The organism is Streptomyces sp. NPDC006193, assembly GCF_040613915.1.
Classification (GTDB): Bacteria; Actinomycetota; Actinomycetes; order Streptomycetales; family Streptomycetaceae; genus Streptomyces.
Genome location: NZ_JBEXTB010000035.1, coordinates 1 through 15,774 on the forward strand (window position 1 = coordinate 1; position 15,774 = coordinate 15,774).

Consider the following 15,774-nt stretch of genomic DNA (forward strand, 5'->3'; position numbering starts at 1 on the left):
GCGGCTCGCCCGCGCGCTGGAGGAGCGGACACCGGCCGAGGTGCGGTTCTCCACCACCACCCGGTCGCCGGTGCTCGCGGTCGACGACCCCGGGTCCTCCGTGGCGAGCCCCACATACCCGTCGGGCCGTACCAGGAAGAGTCCCCGGTCCCCGTACGCCCGGTGCGCGTGCCCGTCCACGTCGACGACGTCGGCCTGCCGGCCGGGCCGGCCGACCCGGACCAGCCTGTGGCGCTCCGAGGCCGGGGCGTCGGCCCCGCCGAAGGCGAGGAGCGTGGCGTGCGGGCCGCGGAAGAGGTCGAAGAGGCGGACGGGCCCGCACGGGGCGTCGGGGGCGCGGTCCCCGGCGCGCAGCGCGTCGTCCGCCAGTCCCTCGCGGCACTCGCGGGTCAGGGGGCTCTCGCGGTAGCCGAGGCCCAGTTGGAAGGTCTCGCCGCCGCGCCGGGAGAAGCCGCGGTCCGTGTCCGCGCGGTCCTGCTCGAAGACCTGAGTGGTGAGGGCGAGCACCTGCTGCGCGACCGGCCGCCGCTCGGCCTCGTAGGTGTCGAGGAGCGCGTCGGAGGCGCCGCGCAGCACCGCGCCGAGCTTCCAGCCGAGGTTGTACGCGTCCTGGATGCTGGTGTTGAGGCCCTGGCCGCCCGTAGGCGAATGGATGTGCGCGGCGTCGCCCGCGAGCAGGACGCGGCCGACGCGGAAGCGGTCGGCGATCCCGGCCTTGATGCGCAGCACCGACGACCACCGCACCTCGTGCACCCGCACGCCCTCGTGGCCGGTGCGCTCCACGACGAGCTGCTGGACGGCCTGCGGCGTGGCGTCGGGGGTGAAGTCCGGGCCCGCGCCCTGGAAGAAGGCGATCATCTGGAAGAGGTCCGACCCTTCGAGCGGGCGGAATGCGACGCGTCCGCCCGGCGCGGTGGGCCACACGTGCCAGTGCGCGCGGTCCACTCCGTCGACGAGGACGTCCGCGATCAGTGTCGGGTCGGTGACGAGCTCGGTGACGGGGAAGCCCACGCCGAGGGCCTTGCGGACCGTGCTGCGTCCGCCGTCGGCCGCGACCAGATAACCGGCCCGTACGGCCGACTCGGCGCCGTCCGGTCCCCGCAGCCGTGCCGTCACCCCGTCCGCGTCCTGCTCGAAACCGGTCAGCCCGCAGCCGAACTCGACGCTTCCGCCCAGCTCTTCGAGCCGCGCCTGGAGGATCTCGACGGTGCGCCACTGCGGGAGCATCCAGATGTCGCCGTACGGGACGGTGGGCGAGGGCTCGGAGCGCTCGACCACGTCCCATTCGGCGACCCGTGCGGTGCCGTCCCAGCTCTGGAGGCGCTGCACGGGGCCGCCCGCCGCCCGTACCGCGTCGATGACGCCCAGGTCGTCGAAGACCTCCAGGCTGCGCGGCTGGAGGCCGGAGCCGCGTGAGCCGGGGAAGCCGCGGCTCGCCCGCTCCACGACGCGGCAGGCGATCCCGCGCCGGGCGAGGTCGCAGGCGAGCACGAGGCCGGTGGGCCCGGCTCCGGCTATCAGGACTTCGGTGGTGGTTGCGGGCAGGCCCATCACATGCTCCTCGACGTCGTCGGGCCGCCCCCTCGGTGCAGGGGCGGCCCGCCTGACAGGGGGACATGACGGTACGTCATGGCGGAGGGGCGGCGAACCGGAGCGGTCGCGTCCCGGACACGCCCTGCCCGGTCGCCCCGGTCCTCGTCGTGGACGACGCGGGTGCGCGCGGAGCCGCTGTGCCGTGCCGCGCCGCGGAGTTCGGTGGCGACGCCGTGCGGGGTGTGTGGCGATCGGCTCAGGGCCGGTGTGCCGGCGGCACAGGGGGCACACGTAGGGCGGGCGGGCGACCGGTCCCGCCCTGGGCGCCGAAAGGCACACGGGAAAGGAGACGACACCGATGAAGGAACTGCTGGGAGGGTTCCGCAGTTTCATCCTGCGCGGCAACGTGGTGGACCTGGCCGTCGGCATCGTCATCGGGGCCGCCTTCACCGCCGTCGTCAACGGTTTCGTGAAGGCCTTCCTGACCCCGGTCGTGGGACTGGCCACGGGAGTGACGGGCGACTTCAGCCGCAAGACGTTCACAGCAGGCCGGACCACCTTCCCCTACGGCCAGTTCGTCAACGCCGCGATCAGCTTCCTCCTCATCGCGTCCGCGCTGTACTTCCTCGTCGTCCTGCCGATCAACCGGCTGCACGAGCGCTTCGCCCCGCACAGCGACGTGCAGGCCGAACAACGTGACTGCCCGGCCTGCCTGAACGTCGTGCCCGCCCGGGCCAGCCGATGCGGGCACTGCACCAGCGAGCTGACGCCGCTGACCGGGGCGGACGACCGCGGCGCTCCGCAGGCGCGCGTGTGACGCGCACCGGGACCGACATCGCCGTGCGCGGCGGAGGGCGGAGCTGCGAACGTCCCGGACCGCTGCCCGCGTGCGTCACTTCTCGCCCGCGCCGGACTCCGCGTCGAGGGACGCCTGGTAGAGATCCGCGTACGTGGGGGAGTCCTTGACCAGGTCGTCGCAGAACGCGGCGACGTCGGCGCCGATGAGTTCGACGACTCCCCTGCCCGCGGCGACGCCCTCCTCGAAGAAGTCGAGGATCCCGGGGAGCAGGGGCCCGTCGGGCAGGCTGATCGGTCCGACCTTGAACAGGTACTTCTGCATCTCCTTGTAGACGATCCGGTAGTCCGGCGGGAGTGCCTTGACCCGGGCCACGTGCGCCCGCCACTGCTTCTTGCCTTCGATGATGTCCTGGATGCTCACGTCAGCCTCCCAGCCGGCTCAGTTTCCTCGCGACGTTCCTGTTCAACTGCTCGCGCCACCGGTCGCGATACGTCCGGGCGCCCGCTCCGCCGGCCAGCGCGGTGCAGAAGCCCGGGACGTCCTCGCCGAGCACCTCGTGGGCGCTCTGCCCGTCCGCCGCTGCCAGTTCGAGCAGCCCCAGGGCGGAGTCGAGGATCGGCAGCAGGTTGCGGCCGGTGAAGTCCCCGTACGGGAAAAGGTGGGCGATGATCTGCCCCCACGCCGCCCGGTGGTCGTCCGGCAGGACCTCGGCCCGGGCCTCGAACGCCTTCCACTCCCTGGTGAGATCGCTGCCTGTGACCTTCTCCCAGAAGTTCATCTCCCGCCTTCCTTCAGCCTGTCGATGCGTGATGAGAGGTACTGCCACTTCGCCCAGAACTTCGCGAGTTCCTCGCGTCCGGCGTCGTTGAGCGCGTAGAACTTGCGCGGCGGACCGACACCGGAGGGTCGTTTCGTCACCTGGACGAGCCCTTTCCTCTCCAGCCGCAGCAAGATGGTGTAGACCGTCCCCTCGATGACGTCGGTGAAGCCGAGCTCGTTCAGCCGGCGGGTGATGGCGTACCCGTAGGTTTCCTCGCTGCCGATGATCTCGAGCACGCACCCTTCGAGCGTGCCTTTCAGCATCTCCGTCAGGTCGTCCATCGCGGATGCTCCTCAACCCTGTCGGTACTTGGTGACACCGAGTACCGCTGTACGGTACCACTGAGTAGTGGCAAGGGCGGCAGGACGGGGCTGCGGCGCCCGGGGATCCGCGGAGCGCGCGCTCAGACGGCGGCGGGCCGGACCAGGGTGTTGTCGCCGGTGCGGCCGGCCAGGTGGTCGGCGACGTTGCCGGCGGTGGACTCCGCGATCTGCGCCACGGCGTCCCGCGTGAAGTACGCCTGGTGCGAGGTGACCAGCACGTTGGAGAAGGTCATCAGCCGGGCGAGGCGTTCGTCGGTCATCACCTCGAGCGACTTGTCGAGGAAGAACACCCCGGCCTCCTCCTCGTACACGTCGAGGCCGACGCCGCTCAGCCGTCCCGCCCGCAGGGTCTGGAGCAGCGCGTCGGTGTCCACCAGGCCGCCCCGGCTGGAGTTGACCAGGATCGCGTCGTCCTTCATCAGCGCCAGGGCCCGGGCGTCCACCAGGTGATGGGTCTCCGCCAGCAGCGGCACGTGCAGGCTGACCAGGTCCGCCTCGGCGAACAGCCGCTCCCGTTCGACGTACTCCATGCCCAGGGCGAGGCAGTCGGGATTCCCGGCGACGTCCCAGCCCAGCAGCCGCATCCCGAAGCCGTGCGCGATGCGGGCGAACGCGGTCCCGATCTTCCCGGTGCCCACCACTCCGGCGGTGCGGCCGTGCAGGTCGCGGCCCATCAGCCCGTCGAGCCGGAAGTCGAACTCCCGCGTCCGGTGCGCCGCCCGCACGATCCGCCGGTCCACGGCGAGCGCCAGCGCCCAGGCGAACTCGGCGACTGCGTACGGCGAGTAGGACGACACCCGGGCCACGGTCAGTCCGAGTTCCCCGGCCGCCGTCAGGTCGATGTTGTTGTAGCCGGTGGCCCGCTGGGCGATCATCCTCGTGCCGCCCCCGGCCAGCGTGCGCAGAACCCCCGCGTCCAGGACGTCGTTGACACCGCTGAGCACCACCTCGTGGCCGGCGGCGGTGGGGGCGGTGTCCCGGTCGAGGAACAGCCGCAGGGAGCGCAGCCGATGACGGCCGGCGAACGCCCGGTCGAAGGCGTCCTGCAGCAGCGGCTCCTCGTCGGCGAGGACACCGTAGGCGACGATCTCCATGAGCTCTCCTCACAGGACGCGGGCGATCACCTGTCCCACCCTAGGCCCGGAGCACCGCGACGGCAGGGCCGGAAAGCCTCCCCGCACCGCCGGGTCGCCGGGCCCTGTCCGGGACTTCCGGCCCTGTTCGACGGCAGCGCTCCCCGGCGGGGTCAGGCAGCGGGGTGGTGAACCGCGACCCGGCGAAGGCCGCCCGGACGCGTCGCGGCGCAGGTCGTGGTGGAGCGCGGGGGCCGGTCCCACCGCCTGCACCGCCGCGGAGCCGGGACGCCCCCCGGGGATCCGTCGGGGTGGTGTCAGGGGTCGACCAGGGGCCGACCAGGGGGCGTCCCGGATGCCGCGGTGGGGGCAGACGCGGAACCATCTTCCACCATGACCTTCCTCTCCAGACGCGCCTTCACCGGCGCCTGCGCGGCCGGTGCCCTCGCCGTCCTCACGGGTCGCGCCAGCGCCCGGGCGGCATCGGCGTCCCCGGATCCCGCGGACCTGCAGGCCGCGATCAGCGATCTGTCGCATCCGCCGGCGACCGCCTCCCACCTGCTGATCGACCGGCGGGGCGACCGCTGGTACGGCACCGCGGGCGCCGCCGACCTCACGAGCGGGCGACCGGTCCGCGCCGGCGACCGGTTCCGGGCGGGCAGCGTGACGAAACCCTTCGTGGCGACGGTCGTCCTCCAGCTGTGGGCGGAGGGCCGCCTGGACCTGGACGCCCCTGTCACCGACTGTCTGCCCGGACTGTCCCTGCCCCGCAGCTTCCGCCGCATCACCGTGTCGCACCTGCTCGACCACACCAGCGGCCTGCCCGACCATCGGGGCCAGCCGGACCTCAGCACACCGGAAGCGGTCCTGCGCCACCGCTTCGACCACTGGACACCGCACGCCCTGGTCGCCACCGTGACGCACGACCGGCCGAAGTTCGCCCCCGGCACCAGGCAGGAGTACCGGGGCATCAACTACGTGCTGCTCGCCCTGCTCGTCGAGGCCGTGACCGGGCGTCCTTACGCAGACGCGATCGACTCCCGCATCGTGCGCCCCCTGAGACTGACCGGCACGCTGATCCCCGGCGGCGACCCCCGGCTGCACGGCCCCCACATCCATGGCTACCTGCGCATGACGGACGGCAGCCTGCGCGACGTGACGACGTACGACCAGTCCTCCGCATGGGGTGAAGGGGAACTGGTCTCCACCGCCGACGATCTCTTCCGCTTCCAGGACGCCCTGTTCTCCGGCGCGCTCCTGCCGCCCCGCGCGCTGGAGAAGCTGACCACCCTGCCGCCGCCCGCGGTGCGCATGCTGGACGGCGGCCCGGCCCGCTACAGCATGGGCCTGCAAGCGGTCAGGGTGAAGGGCACGCTCTTCTGGGGGAAGACCGGGGAGAGCTACGGGTACCGCACCCGCATGTTCGCCAGTGAAGACCTCGGGACCCGCCTCGTGCTGTCCTACACGCCCACTCCGCTGACGACCGAGGAGGACATGGTCGTGAGGATCGCCGACCTCCTCGTCCCCTGATCACCCGCGGCCGGCCGGCCTCCGGCCCCGCCGGGGCGGGCGGGGCCGGCGGGGCCGGACGCTCCCCGACGGCCCCGCGCGTTCACCTCTTCCTGGGAATCGAGCAGTTGACGTCGGGGGCCCGGCCCGCGGGCCAGGCGATGCGGTCGAAGACGGCGGTCTTCCTGCGCGGGTCGAGGTGGACGATGGGCACCGCCTTGTTGTGGGGGTTGCCGTACTGGTCGAGGCAGATCCAGCCGCTGGCGCCCCCGACCCGGTTGGTGCCGTGCAGCCGCAGCCAGCTGTCGGCGACCTCCGCGAGGGTGGGCATGTCCACTGCGCCCACGGCGTCGTTGCGGATGCCCTCGACCGCGGTGCCGACCGCGTCGTAGGTGATGATGATCCGGCCGTCGACGAGGTCGGGCGGGGTGGCGCCGGCCTCACGGAGCAGGCCGGTCAGCTCCTTCATCGCGGCCCTGCTGCCTCCCGTCCTCTCGGTGCTCCTGTCGCCCCAGGCATCGGGGTGGGCCAGTGCGGCGTAGCGGAGGGTGATGCCCGCGCCCTTGGTGAGAGCGTCCCAGTGGTGGGCGAACTTCTCGTCGACCGTGAGGGTCGAGGCGTGCGAGCCGGTGATGACGGTGTAGTGCTTGTTGCAGTTCCGCTCGCCCAGCTCGATCAGGAACTGCCTCAGCTGCACCGGCCGTCCGGCGAAGTAGACGGTCTTCGCGGCCGAGGTGCAGATGTCCGGGACCATCTGGTGGAAGTCGTTGGAGAGGTTCCCCTCGTCGTTGAAGTCGGGCGGGGAGCGGAAGGTCTCCGGCGCGTTGGGAGCGCCATCGGCGAGCTCCTCGAACCTCTTGCGCAGGCTCTCCAGATAGTTGTCGCCCTCCCGGATGTCTTCGATGACCATCGTCTCGGCGGGCTTGATGTCCTTGCCGTAGGAGGCGAGGGCGTCGGCCTGGTCGGCGTTGCCGGGGGCGACGCGGGCCAGCCCCGGGTACCGGTGCGGGTGCTTCTCCCCGTTCGCGATGTCGTCCGCGGTCATGGGGCCGGCGACCACGGGAATGCCCTTCTCCTCGGTCAGGTACGCGATGGCGTCCGCGGTCTCCTTCAGGCTGATGTTGATGCCGGCCACGGCCCGCAGGTTCTGCTTCTCGTCGGACGCGGCCCGTACCAGCTGGTCGGCGACCACCCGCCACTGCTTGTAGCCGCGGCCGGGGTTGGCGAGGAGGAGGCGGATCGGCGGTTGCCTGTTGGTGTTGTGGTTGGCGCGGTACTGGGCGAGGTAGGCGCCCTGGACCTGCTCGACGTACTCCCGCTGCTCGGCGGGGTTGTCGGAGATCATGGGGATCATCAGGGCGATGGTGGCGGGCGGCGTCGCCGCGCCCTTGGTCCGGTGTCCGGCGCGCTCGTTCTCGGCGCGGATGAGGCCGGTGACCTTCTTCAGCGACGGGTCGTAGGTGTAGGCGCCGTCCGTGACGCCCACGCACTCGTGCCGGGGGCCGTGCCTCGACACCCCGGGGGCGCAGGCCGGGTCGTCGGCGAACCAGGAGCGGTAGACGAAGTAGCCACCGGTCGCGACGGCGGTGGCAGCGGCTATGACCAGCAGGGCTTGGTACAGGGGGCCGGCGGGCCAGAGCTTCATGTGCGGGCCTCTCCGTAGGTCGGCAAGTCGGGCGCCTGACACCAGCGGTTCAGGAGCAGCGGCCACTGCTCGTACGCCTGGAAGAAGACCCGCTGGGCCGTGGGGGCGCTGCGCTGGGCGAGCGTGAGCAGTTGCAGCCGGACACTGTTGATCTTCTCCGTGTCGGGCGGTGCCAGAGGGTGTGACTGCTCCCAGAGGTTGGTCAGCAGGAGCCGCACGGCCTGGTGCACGGGGTCGTCGTCGGCCGTGCACGCCGGGCAGGTCGAAGGCGCCGCGGGCGGGGCGGCCAGGTTCGCCGGGGGGTGCGGCGCCGCGCAGACCAGGTTGAGGGCCGTGAGCCAGGACGGGGCGTCCTGTTCGGCCAGGCGGCGGTGCAGGGCCCGGGTGACCGTGTCCGCGTCACCGATCGCGAGCGAGTGGTGCAGGTAGCGGACGTCGTGCAGTGCCGTCGCGCCGCCGTAGGCGTCCGGTGCGTACAGGGAGCGCAGCAGCAGGTGGATGTTCCTCCACCGCTCGGCCCCCGGCGTCTCCTGGGCCCGTAGGTGCAGGTCGTGCAGGAGCAGGGTGCGCAGGGTGGGGTCGCCGACGAACGGTCCGTCGACGCCCGGCCAGGGACGGCGGCCCCAGTGGTCGTCGCGCAGCCGGACCAGGGTCTCCTGCACGGGGACACCCCCGGGGTCGCCGGGCGGGTAGTGGGCGCTGAGCTGGTGGGCGGCCGTGTCGTCCAGGGCCGGGGCGTAGTACACCAGGCGCGCTCTGGCGACCTCGGCGGGGATCAGGATCCGCAGCAGCCGCTCGTTCACGGACGGCCCCGGCTCGTCGCCGTGCGGCACGTCGAGCAGCGAGCGGAGGTCGAGGGGCTCCCCGCGGCGGATCTGTCCCCGGACGGCCTGCACCAGCGTGTGGGCGATCCCGGCCCGTCCGGCGCTGAGCCGGTGGATCACCTGGGCCGCGCCGGGCTCGGGCCGGTCCGCGCCGAACATCTCCTTGACCTCGTCGAGGCCGAGCTGCGCCAGCGGCAGCCGCAGCACCCAGCCCGCCGGGGCGTCCGGCGCCTCCCGTCTCCAGAACGGGCCGGCCGCGCTCCGCGTGGACGGGGCGCTCTCCGGATCCGGCACGGCCGGCTCCGCGGCGAGGGACGTCGCGACGACGCCCGGCCGGGACCGGGGGGCCTCCTCGTGCCACACGCGGGTCAGCGTGTCCCACACCTCACGGCCCAGCGCCGTGTGGACGTTGTCCAGCAGCAGCAGCGGGCGTGGCACACGGTTCGCCCGGCGCAGCCGGGTGTAGTGGTCGGCCAGATCCTCCAGGAGGGCCGCGTACAGGTGCCGTTCCGCGAGCCGCCGGTCGTCGGGGTCGCCGCGGAACCGCATGGCGAGCTCGGTCAGCTGGGCGTGCGCGTCGCCCTGGGAGCTCACCCGCCGCTCCGACCACCATCTCAGCCCGTCCCTGTTGGCGTGGGGGCCGAGCAGCTCGGTGGTGACGATCTCCGTGAGCGGCGGCACGAGCTCCCGCAGTCCGGGCCCCAGCCCCGGCACGGCGCCGAGGCCCTCCGTGACCTGTGTGATCCAGCCCGCCACCCGGTTCCTGCGAGCCTGCAGGTCCGGTTGGCTCTCCCGGAGCAGGCCCGCCAGCCGGCTGCGCGCCGCGGCGAGTTCGGCGGGCTGGACCGCCTGCCAGCTCGTGACCGCGAGCAGCCCCTGGGTGAGCCGCGGAAAGGCCAGCTTCCCGCGGAACTCCCGCGGCTGCTGACTCAGCCTGTCCATCAGGTAGAAGAGCAGATCCGTCGTACGCGACGCGTTGGCGGTGTCGTCGTCCGGGGGCGCGAGGCCGGGCTGGCCGAAGTCGTCCGCCGCGAGATCCGCGTACGCCTGCGGTATGCGCTGCGCGTACCGCTCCGCGAGCCGTTCCAGCAGCGCGGTCTTGCCGGTGCGCCGCCCGCCGGTGCACTCGACCAGCAGCGGGCTCCCGCCCGGAATACGCAATCGGCTGTGCCCCTCCGGCTTGAGCCCCACCAGTTCGGGTACCAGCTCGTCGAGCACGGCAGACCGTCCGTACAGAGTCACTGCGCTCCCCCGTCGTCCGACTCAGTGACGCCTCGTCAGGCTCGAAGAGAATAAGTGTCGCACCTCACACGGCGACACACAGTACGCACTGCAGCACCTCTCGGTTACGCAATCGTGACGCCCCGCGCACGGACGCGGGGCCCGCCCTGCGGTGTCCGGGCCGGCCCCGGGCCGGACCCCGACCCGCGGGGCGGACCGTCCGGCCGGGGTCACCCGGGGATCGCTCGTGAGGGGAACGGTGGATGAGACGGAACCGACTCGGCCGGAGCGAGGTGCACGTCACGGAGCTGGGATTCGGCGGCGGTCCGCTCGGCGGGCTCTACGCCCCGGTCGACGACGAGACCGCCGCGGGAGCCCTCGAAGCGGCCTGGGACAGCGGGATCCGCTGGTTCGACACCGCTCCGCACTACGGCCTCGGGCACTCCGAGCGCCGCGTCGGCGAACTGCTCCGCGGCAGACCGCGCACGGAGGTGACGCTGTCGACGAAGGTGGGCAGGCTCCTGGTGCCGCAGGATCCGGCGGGCCGCATGGACGAGAGCTTCGCGGTGCCGGCCACGCACCGCCGGGTGTGGGACTTCACGCGGGACGGCGTCTTGCGCAGTGTGGAGGACTCGCTGGAGCGGATGGGCGTCGACCGTGTCGACCTGCTGCTCCTGCACGACGCGGAGGACCGGTTCGAGGAGGCGTTGGAGGAGGGCTGTCCGGCCCTCGCCGAACTGCGCGCCCAGGGGGTGGTGGGCGCGATCGGCGCGGGGATGCACCATCCCGGCAAGCTGACCCGGCTGGTCCGCGAGTCGGACGTCGACGTGGTGATGCTGTCCGGCCGTTACACGCTGATGGACCAGAGCGCCCTGGACGAACTCCTGCCGGCGTGCGGGGAGCGGCAGGTGTCGGTTCTCGCGGCGTCGGTCTTCAACTCGGGCCTGCTGGCCGTGGCCCGCCCCGCCGAGGGCGCCGCCTTCGACTACGCGCCCGCCTCGCCGCGGATGCTGGAGCGCGCCCACCGCATGGCCGACGTGTGCGAGGCGCACGGTGTGACGCTGCCCGCGGTGGCGATGGCCTTTCCGCTCCGCCACCCGGCGGTCGCGGGCATCGTGGTCGGCATGCGCAGCGCCGAGGAGGTACGGCGCGACGTCGCGGCGTTCGGCGTGGAGATCCCGGCACAGGTCTGGGACGATCTGCGCGGCGAGGGCCTGCTGGACGAACGGGCCCCGGTGCACGGCTGACGGCTCCCCCCTCGGGACCGCCGTCCGGTCCTCGCCCCCGCCGCGCTGACCTACGGCGAGGAATACCCGCGGACCCGTCCCGCGTTCCCGGAACCATGACGACGAACGCCCCGCAGCCCGAGGTGCTGCGCTACACCGCCTTCTCCGGTGATCCCGACGGCGGCAATCCCGCCGGTGTCGTTCTCGACGCCTCCGCCCTGGACGACGACGACATGCTCGCCGTCGCAGCCGGCCTCGGTTACTCGGAGTCCGCGTTCCTGACCGCGCCCCCGGAGGGGCTCGGCGGCCAGGAGGGGCGGGCTTACGGCATCCGGTACTTCAGCCCCAAGGCCGAGGTGCCGTTCTGCGGGCACGCCACCGTGGCGGCGGCCGTCGCGCTCGCCGAGCGGACGGGCCCCGGGAAGCTGGTGTTCGCGACGCGCGCCGGCACCGTGCCGGTGGAGGTGACCGTGGAGGGCGGGGCGCTCAGGGCCACGCTGACCAGCGTCGAGCCGCACACCGAGGAGATCGCCGACGCCGACCTCGCCGAGGCGCTCGCCGCGCTCGGCTGGCCGTCCGCGGACCTCGACCCGGACTTCCCGCCGCGTATCGCCTTCGCCGGCGCCCGCCACCTCGTCCTCGCGGCGGCGACACGTGCGCGCCTCGCGGATCTCGCCTACGACTTCCCGCGCCTCGAAGCGCTGATGCACCGTCTGGACCTGACCACGCTCCAGTTGGTGTGGCGGGAGTCGGCCTCCGTCTTCCACGTCCGTGACCCGTTCCCGGTCGGCGGCGTCGTCGAGGACCCCGCGACCGGCGCCGCGGCCGCCGCGTTCGGCGCCTACGCCCGGGAGCTGGGCCTGGTCCCGCAGGACGCCGTCCTCACCCTGTATCAGGGCGAGGACCTGGGCCGCCCCGGCGAGCTCACGGTGACGCTGCGCGCGGGCGAAGCGCGCGTCCGTGTCAGCGGAACGGGAACCCGCATCGGCTGAGCCGCCGCCCCGGGGGTCCGGCGCCCCGCGGACCCCCGGGCTCACCCGGTCGCGGACCATCAGTGCCGGTGCCCGGCCTCCGGCTCGGCGTCCGGCGCGGCCTCGGCGTCCGGCTCGGCCTCGGTGACCTGCCCGTGCTCGTGCGGGTCGTACCCGGGAATCGTTCCGTCCGGCTTCTTCACCAGGAACAGCCCCACCATCCCCATGTCGGCGTGGCTCTGCACGTGGCAGTGGTACATCCAGGCGCCGGCGCCGACCCCCTCCCCCGCGATCACCTGGAACCCGAAGGAGTCCGCCGGGCCGACGATCTTGTTGTCGACGACCTGGCTCGGGTCGTCGGGTCCGGTGAGCATGCCCGTGCGGTTGTCCGCCCAGCGGTGCCCGTGCATGTGGAAGGTGTGGTAGTAGTCACCGTGGGTGATCATGACGAACTCGACCCGGTCGCCCACGGTGGCCTCGAAGTTCGGCCCCGAGTGCGCGGGCTTGTTGTTGATCAGCCCGTCGTTGAAGACGATGGTGTGCGTGGTGTCCGGCAGGACGTCGCCCTTGCGGCGGACGATCACCGGTCCGTACAGGCCCTTGCGGATGCCGCCGGTGCCGTGGTCGGTGCCCACGACGTGGTCGTGGTAGTGCCAGTAGCCGGCGCTCCCCGCCCGCCAGGTGCCGTCCTTGCGGCGGCCGGGCGCGTGCGTGCGCCAGGTGTAGGTGCGGGTGCCGCCCGGCTCCACGTGGCTGTTGTTCATGCGGGTGCCGTCGCTGGATATCTCGTAGTCGAGGCCGTGCACGTGCAGGCTCGCGGCGACGTCCATGGTGTTCTCGAACTCGATGTGCAGGGTGTCGCCCTCGTTGAGTTCGATCAGCGGGCCGGGGATCGTCGCCTTGCCCTTCTCCAGGCCGTAGCCCATCTGGCCGTCGGGCAGCTTCTCGGCGTACAGCTTGAGGTGCCTGACCTCGCCCCCGGCCGGGGCCGTCCTCGCCGACGTCACGGCGCCGGCCGGGTCCGGGGACAGCGACAGCGAGGTGGCGGCGACCGCACCGCCCAGCAGCACGCGCCGGTTGAAGCCGCGTCGGTTCATGCCGAACTCCCCCCGTGGGTACGGTGTTTGCAAGACGGAGCTGTGGTGAACCCGTGGGACGGTACCGGGCGCCGCCCTGTTTATCCACTCCCAGGACAAAGTTCGTCGCAACCTGGTCATACCTATTGGCGAACTGTGCAAAGAGGTCTAGCTTCCTTGGCGCTGCTGCCGCGACCAAGGAGGGGTGGGTGACCACGTGCGGTTCGCATCGCATCGACAACCCGAGCACTTACGAGGGTCGAGCGCCAAAGGCACGGGAAGAAGACGCGTCCGGCTGGCCTCCCTGACCGCCGGCTTCCTCGCGGCGGGGCTCCTGTCGGCTCCCGCGGCCGGCGCACGGCCGGCGCCGGACCCGTCCTCGACAACGATGTCGATCACGTCGCCGCCCGGTGGCGAGGACGTGCGCGTGCTGATCTTCTACGGGACCGCCGCGTCCGGGGACGAATCGCCGCTGGTGAACGCCGGGATCGCGGCGATCGAGAAGATCGGGCTCAGCGGCCCGGCGGCCGAGCGCTTCAAGGTCGAGGCCACCGACGACGCCTCCGTCTTCACCAAGGAGCGCAGACTCGGCCGCTACAACGCGATCGTGTTCCTCACCGGCGGCGGTGACGTCCTCGACGCCGACCAGGAGGCCGGTCTCGAGGCGTACATGGAAGCCGGCGGCGGTTTCGTCGGCATCCATGACGCGGCCCGCGCGGAACCGTACTCGGACTGGTTCACGGGCCTCGTGGGCGCCCGCCCGGCCGCGGGCGGTCCGTCGGGCGTCCAGCGGGCCACCGTCGAGGTCGGTGACCGCCGGCACCCCGCCACCAAGGACCTGCCGCTGCAGTGGAAACGGCCCGACAAGTGGCTGAACTGGCAGAAGAACCCGTCCGGCGAGGTGCACACCGTGGCGCGGGTGCGCGAGTCGACCTACCAGCCGGGAACCGGCGCGAACGGCTGGGACCACCCCGTCAGCTGGTGCCGGGACTACGACGGAGGACGGTCCTTCTACACCGGCATGGGCGGCACGGTGTCCTCGTACGACGAGGCCGACTTCCGCGCCCACCTGCGCGGCGCCCTGCTGTGGGCCACCCGGCTGGTGCGGGCCGACTGCAAGGCGACCATCACCGGCAACTACAAGGCGGAACGGCTCACCCAGCCCAACCAGCCGGGACGCAACGACCAGATCGGCGAGCCGCACGGCCTGGTCACCGCGCCCGACGGCCGCGTCTTCTACATCGGCCGCGGCGGCGCGGACTCCTCCCAGCCCGTGGTCACCGACTGGAACGACCCCGACATCGGCAAGGGCAAGGGCCAGATCCACGTCTACGACCCGGCCACCGGGAAGGTCACCCTGGCCGGTGAGCTCACCGTCTTCGGCAACAAGGGCGGCGGCGACGAGCTGACCAAGGTCGAGGAGGGACTCCTCGGGATCGAACTCGACCCGCGCTTCGAGCAGAACGGGTGGGTGTATCTGCACTACACGCCCCACTCCGAGATCAACCGCAGCACCCACATGGCCGAGCGGCGCGTGTCCCGCTTCACCTTCGACCACGCCACCAGCAAGCTCGACCTGAGCAGCGAGAAGGTGCTGCTGAAGTGGCCGGTGCAGATCCACAGCTGCTGCCACGCGGGCGGCGGGATGGCCTGGGACTCCAAGGGCAACCTGTACATCGCCACCGGTGACAACAACTCCAGCGGCTTCAGCGACGGTTACTCGGGCAACAATCCGCAGCCCGCATACAAGGGCGTGTCCTTCGCCGACGCGCGCCGCACCGCCGGCAACACCAACAACCTCAACGGCAAGATCCTGCGCATCCACCCGGAGCCGGACGGGACCTACACCCTCCCCGAGGGCAACCTGTTCACCGGCCGGGAGACCGCGGAGGGCGGCGGCAAGACACGCGGCGAGATCTACGTCATGGGCGTGCGCAACCCGGCACGCATCTCCGTCGACAAGGCCACCGACACGCTGTACGCGGGCTGGGTCGGACCGGACGCGGGCGCCCCGTCGACGACATGGGGCCCGGCCAAGTACGACACGTTCGCCGTGATCACCAAGGCGAGCAACCGGGGCTGGCCGTACTGCATGGGCAACCGGCAGCCGTACCGGGACCGGAACCTGCCGGACCCGTCCGAGCCGCTGGGCTGGTACGACTGCGACCACCCGAAGAACGAGTCGCCCAACAACGACGGCCTGGTCAACCTGCCCCCCGTGACCGGGAACAACATCTGGTACTCCCCGCAGGGCGGCGGACCCGACTACCCGCGCGACGCGAACGGCGTGCCGTCGTACAAGCAGGAGGAGGCGGCCTACCGGCTGCCGTGGCTCAAGGGCGGCGGCCAGGCCGCGATGGACGGCCCGGTCTACCGCTACGACGCCGCGAAGGCGAGCGGCACCGCATGGCCGGAGTACTGGGACGGCAAGTGGTTCGTCGGCGACTTCTACGACGCCGACCAGCCGCGCAACGCGGTGCTGATGGACCCGAAGACGCAGGGGGACGGCGGTCTGCCGGTGCACTCGGAGTCACTGAAGAAGATCGTGCCGACCGGGAACAACGGCATCAAGAACCTGATGGACTGGAAGTTCGGTCCGGACGGTGCGCTGTACGTCCTCGACTACGGCCGCGGCTTCTTCACCTCCGACTCCAAGTCGGCCCTGTGGCGGGTCACCTACACCGGAGGCGGGCCCACCCCGGCCGCCGGACAACTGGCGAGGGGGACGCGGTGATACGCGGGCGAAGGAAGTGG

12 protein-coding genes and 1 pseudogene are annotated in these 15,774 nt (G+C 72.1%); 5 read left to right on the forward strand and 8 right to left on the reverse strand.

What is annotated here, in order from left to right:
• Positions 1–147: 147 nt before the first annotated feature.
• Positions 148–1,968: pseudogene (locus ABZ261_RS25455) on the reverse strand (FAD-dependent monooxygenase); the annotation flags it as partial.
• Between ABZ261_RS25455 and mscL the strand changes: the two are divergent.
• Positions 1,901–2,350 carry a large conductance mechanosensitive channel protein MscL gene (mscL, locus tag ABZ261_RS25460; protein ID WP_356863052.1) on the forward strand — a complete coding sequence of 150 codons (450 nt, stop codon included), beginning with the start codon at positions 1,901–1,903 and terminating at the stop codon, positions 2,348–2,350. The pseudogene ABZ261_RS25455 and the gene mscL sit on opposite strands and share 68 nt — an antisense overlap.
• Positions 2,351–2,425: 75 nt before the next feature.
• Here mscL and ABZ261_RS25465 read toward each other — a convergent pair whose 3' ends face one another.
• From ABZ261_RS25465 to ABZ261_RS25480, 4 genes are all read right to left on the reverse strand, one after another.
• Positions 2,426–2,752 carry a DUF1048 domain-containing protein gene (locus ABZ261_RS25465; RefSeq protein WP_356862945.1) on the reverse strand — a complete coding sequence of 109 codons (327 nt, stop codon included), beginning with the start codon at positions 2,750–2,752 and terminating at the stop codon, positions 2,426–2,428.
• Between the two features lies 1 nt (position 2,753).
• Positions 2,754–3,110: a DUF1048 domain-containing protein gene (locus ABZ261_RS25470; RefSeq protein ID WP_356862947.1), complete on the reverse strand. Its 357-nt coding sequence runs from the start codon at positions 3,108–3,110 to the stop codon at positions 2,754–2,756.
• Positions 3,107–3,433, reverse strand: coding sequence for a PadR family transcriptional regulator (locus ABZ261_RS25475; protein ID WP_356862949.1), 327 nt, complete (start codon positions 3,431–3,433; stop codon positions 3,107–3,109). Before ABZ261_RS25475 ends, ABZ261_RS25470 begins: the two co-directional genes overlap by 4 nt.
• Positions 3,434–3,555: 122 nt before the next feature.
• Complete coding sequence (locus ABZ261_RS25480; protein ID WP_356862951.1) at positions 3,556–4,569, reverse strand: 2-hydroxyacid dehydrogenase; 1,014 nt, start codon at positions 4,567–4,569, stop codon at positions 3,556–3,558.
• 372 nt (positions 4,570–4,941) lie between these two features.
• Between ABZ261_RS25480 and ABZ261_RS25485 the strand changes: the two genes are divergently transcribed.
• Positions 4,942–6,078: a serine hydrolase domain-containing protein gene (locus ABZ261_RS25485; protein WP_356862953.1), complete on the forward strand. Its 1,137-nt coding sequence runs from the start codon at positions 4,942–4,944 to the stop codon at positions 6,076–6,078.
• A gap of 82 nt (positions 6,079–6,160) precedes the next feature.
• Here the strand turns inward: ABZ261_RS25485 and ABZ261_RS25490 are convergent, their stop codons facing one another.
• Both ABZ261_RS25490 and ABZ261_RS25495 read right to left on the reverse strand, forming a co-directional pair.
• Positions 6,161–7,702: an ABC transporter substrate-binding protein gene (locus ABZ261_RS25490; RefSeq protein WP_356862955.1), complete on the reverse strand. Its 1,542-nt coding sequence runs from the start codon at positions 7,700–7,702 to the stop codon at positions 6,161–6,163.
• Positions 7,699–9,744 (reverse strand): hypothetical protein, encoded by a 2,046-nt coding sequence (locus ABZ261_RS25495; RefSeq protein WP_356862957.1) that lies wholly within the window; start codon positions 9,742–9,744, stop codon positions 7,699–7,701. Before ABZ261_RS25495 ends, ABZ261_RS25490 begins: the two co-directional genes overlap by 4 nt.
• Positions 9,745–10,010: 266 nt before the next feature.
• On the opposite strand from ABZ261_RS25495, the gene ABZ261_RS25500 reads away from it, so the two are divergent.
• Together ABZ261_RS25500 and ABZ261_RS25505 are read left to right on the forward strand one after the other, a co-directional pair.
• A complete protein-coding gene (locus ABZ261_RS25500; protein WP_356862959.1) occupies positions 10,011–10,994 on the forward strand; it encodes an aldo/keto reductase in 984 nt (327 codons plus the stop codon).
• Between the two features lie 95 nt (positions 10,995–11,089).
• A complete protein-coding gene (locus ABZ261_RS25505) occupies positions 11,090–11,965 on the forward strand; it encodes a PhzF family phenazine biosynthesis isomerase (RefSeq protein WP_356862960.1) in 876 nt (291 codons plus the stop codon).
• A gap of 59 nt (positions 11,966–12,024) precedes the next feature.
• On the opposite strand, the gene ABZ261_RS25510 is transcribed toward ABZ261_RS25505, so the two are convergent.
• A complete protein-coding gene (locus ABZ261_RS25510) occupies positions 12,025–13,041 on the reverse strand; it encodes a multicopper oxidase domain-containing protein (protein WP_356862962.1) in 1,017 nt (338 codons plus the stop codon).
• 283 nt (positions 13,042–13,324) lie between these two features.
• Between ABZ261_RS25510 and ABZ261_RS25515 the strand changes: the two genes are divergently transcribed.
• Positions 13,325–15,754: a ThuA domain-containing protein gene (locus ABZ261_RS25515; protein ID WP_356863054.1), complete on the forward strand. Its 2,430-nt coding sequence runs from the start codon at positions 13,325–13,327 to the stop codon at positions 15,752–15,754.
• The last annotated feature ends 20 nt before the right edge of the window (positions 15,755–15,774 follow it).

What these genes read in the sequence shown, in the direction of transcription:
- ABZ261_RS25470 (WP_356862947.1), bottom strand. Translation starts at nt 3,110, where the DNA reads ATGAACTTCTGGGAGAAGGTCACAGGCAGCGATCTCACCAGGGAGTGG.
- ABZ261_RS25475 (WP_356862949.1), bottom strand. Translation starts at nt 3,433, where the DNA reads ATGGACGACCTGACGGAGATGCTGAAAGGCACGCTCGAAGGGTGCGTG.
- ABZ261_RS25480 (WP_356862951.1), bottom strand. Translation starts at nt 4,569, where the DNA reads ATGGAGATCGTCGCCTACGGTGTCCTCGCCGACGAGGAGCCGCTGCTG.
- ABZ261_RS25485 (WP_356862953.1), top strand. Translation starts at nt 4,942, where the DNA reads ATGACCTTCCTCTCCAGACGCGCCTTCACCGGCGCCTGCGCGGCCGGT.
- ABZ261_RS25490 (WP_356862955.1), bottom strand. Translation starts at nt 7,702, where the DNA reads ATGAAGCTCTGGCCCGCCGGCCCCCTGTACCAAGCCCTGCTGGTCATA.
- ABZ261_RS25500 (WP_356862959.1), top strand. Translation starts at nt 10,011, where the DNA reads ATGAGACGGAACCGACTCGGCCGGAGCGAGGTGCACGTCACGGAGCTG.
- ABZ261_RS25505 (WP_356862960.1), top strand. Translation starts at nt 11,090, where the DNA reads ATGACGACGAACGCCCCGCAGCCCGAGGTGCTGCGCTACACCGCCTTC.
- ABZ261_RS25510 (WP_356862962.1), bottom strand. Translation starts at nt 13,041, where the DNA reads ATGAACCGACGCGGCTTCAACCGGCGCGTGCTGCTGGGCGGTGCGGTC.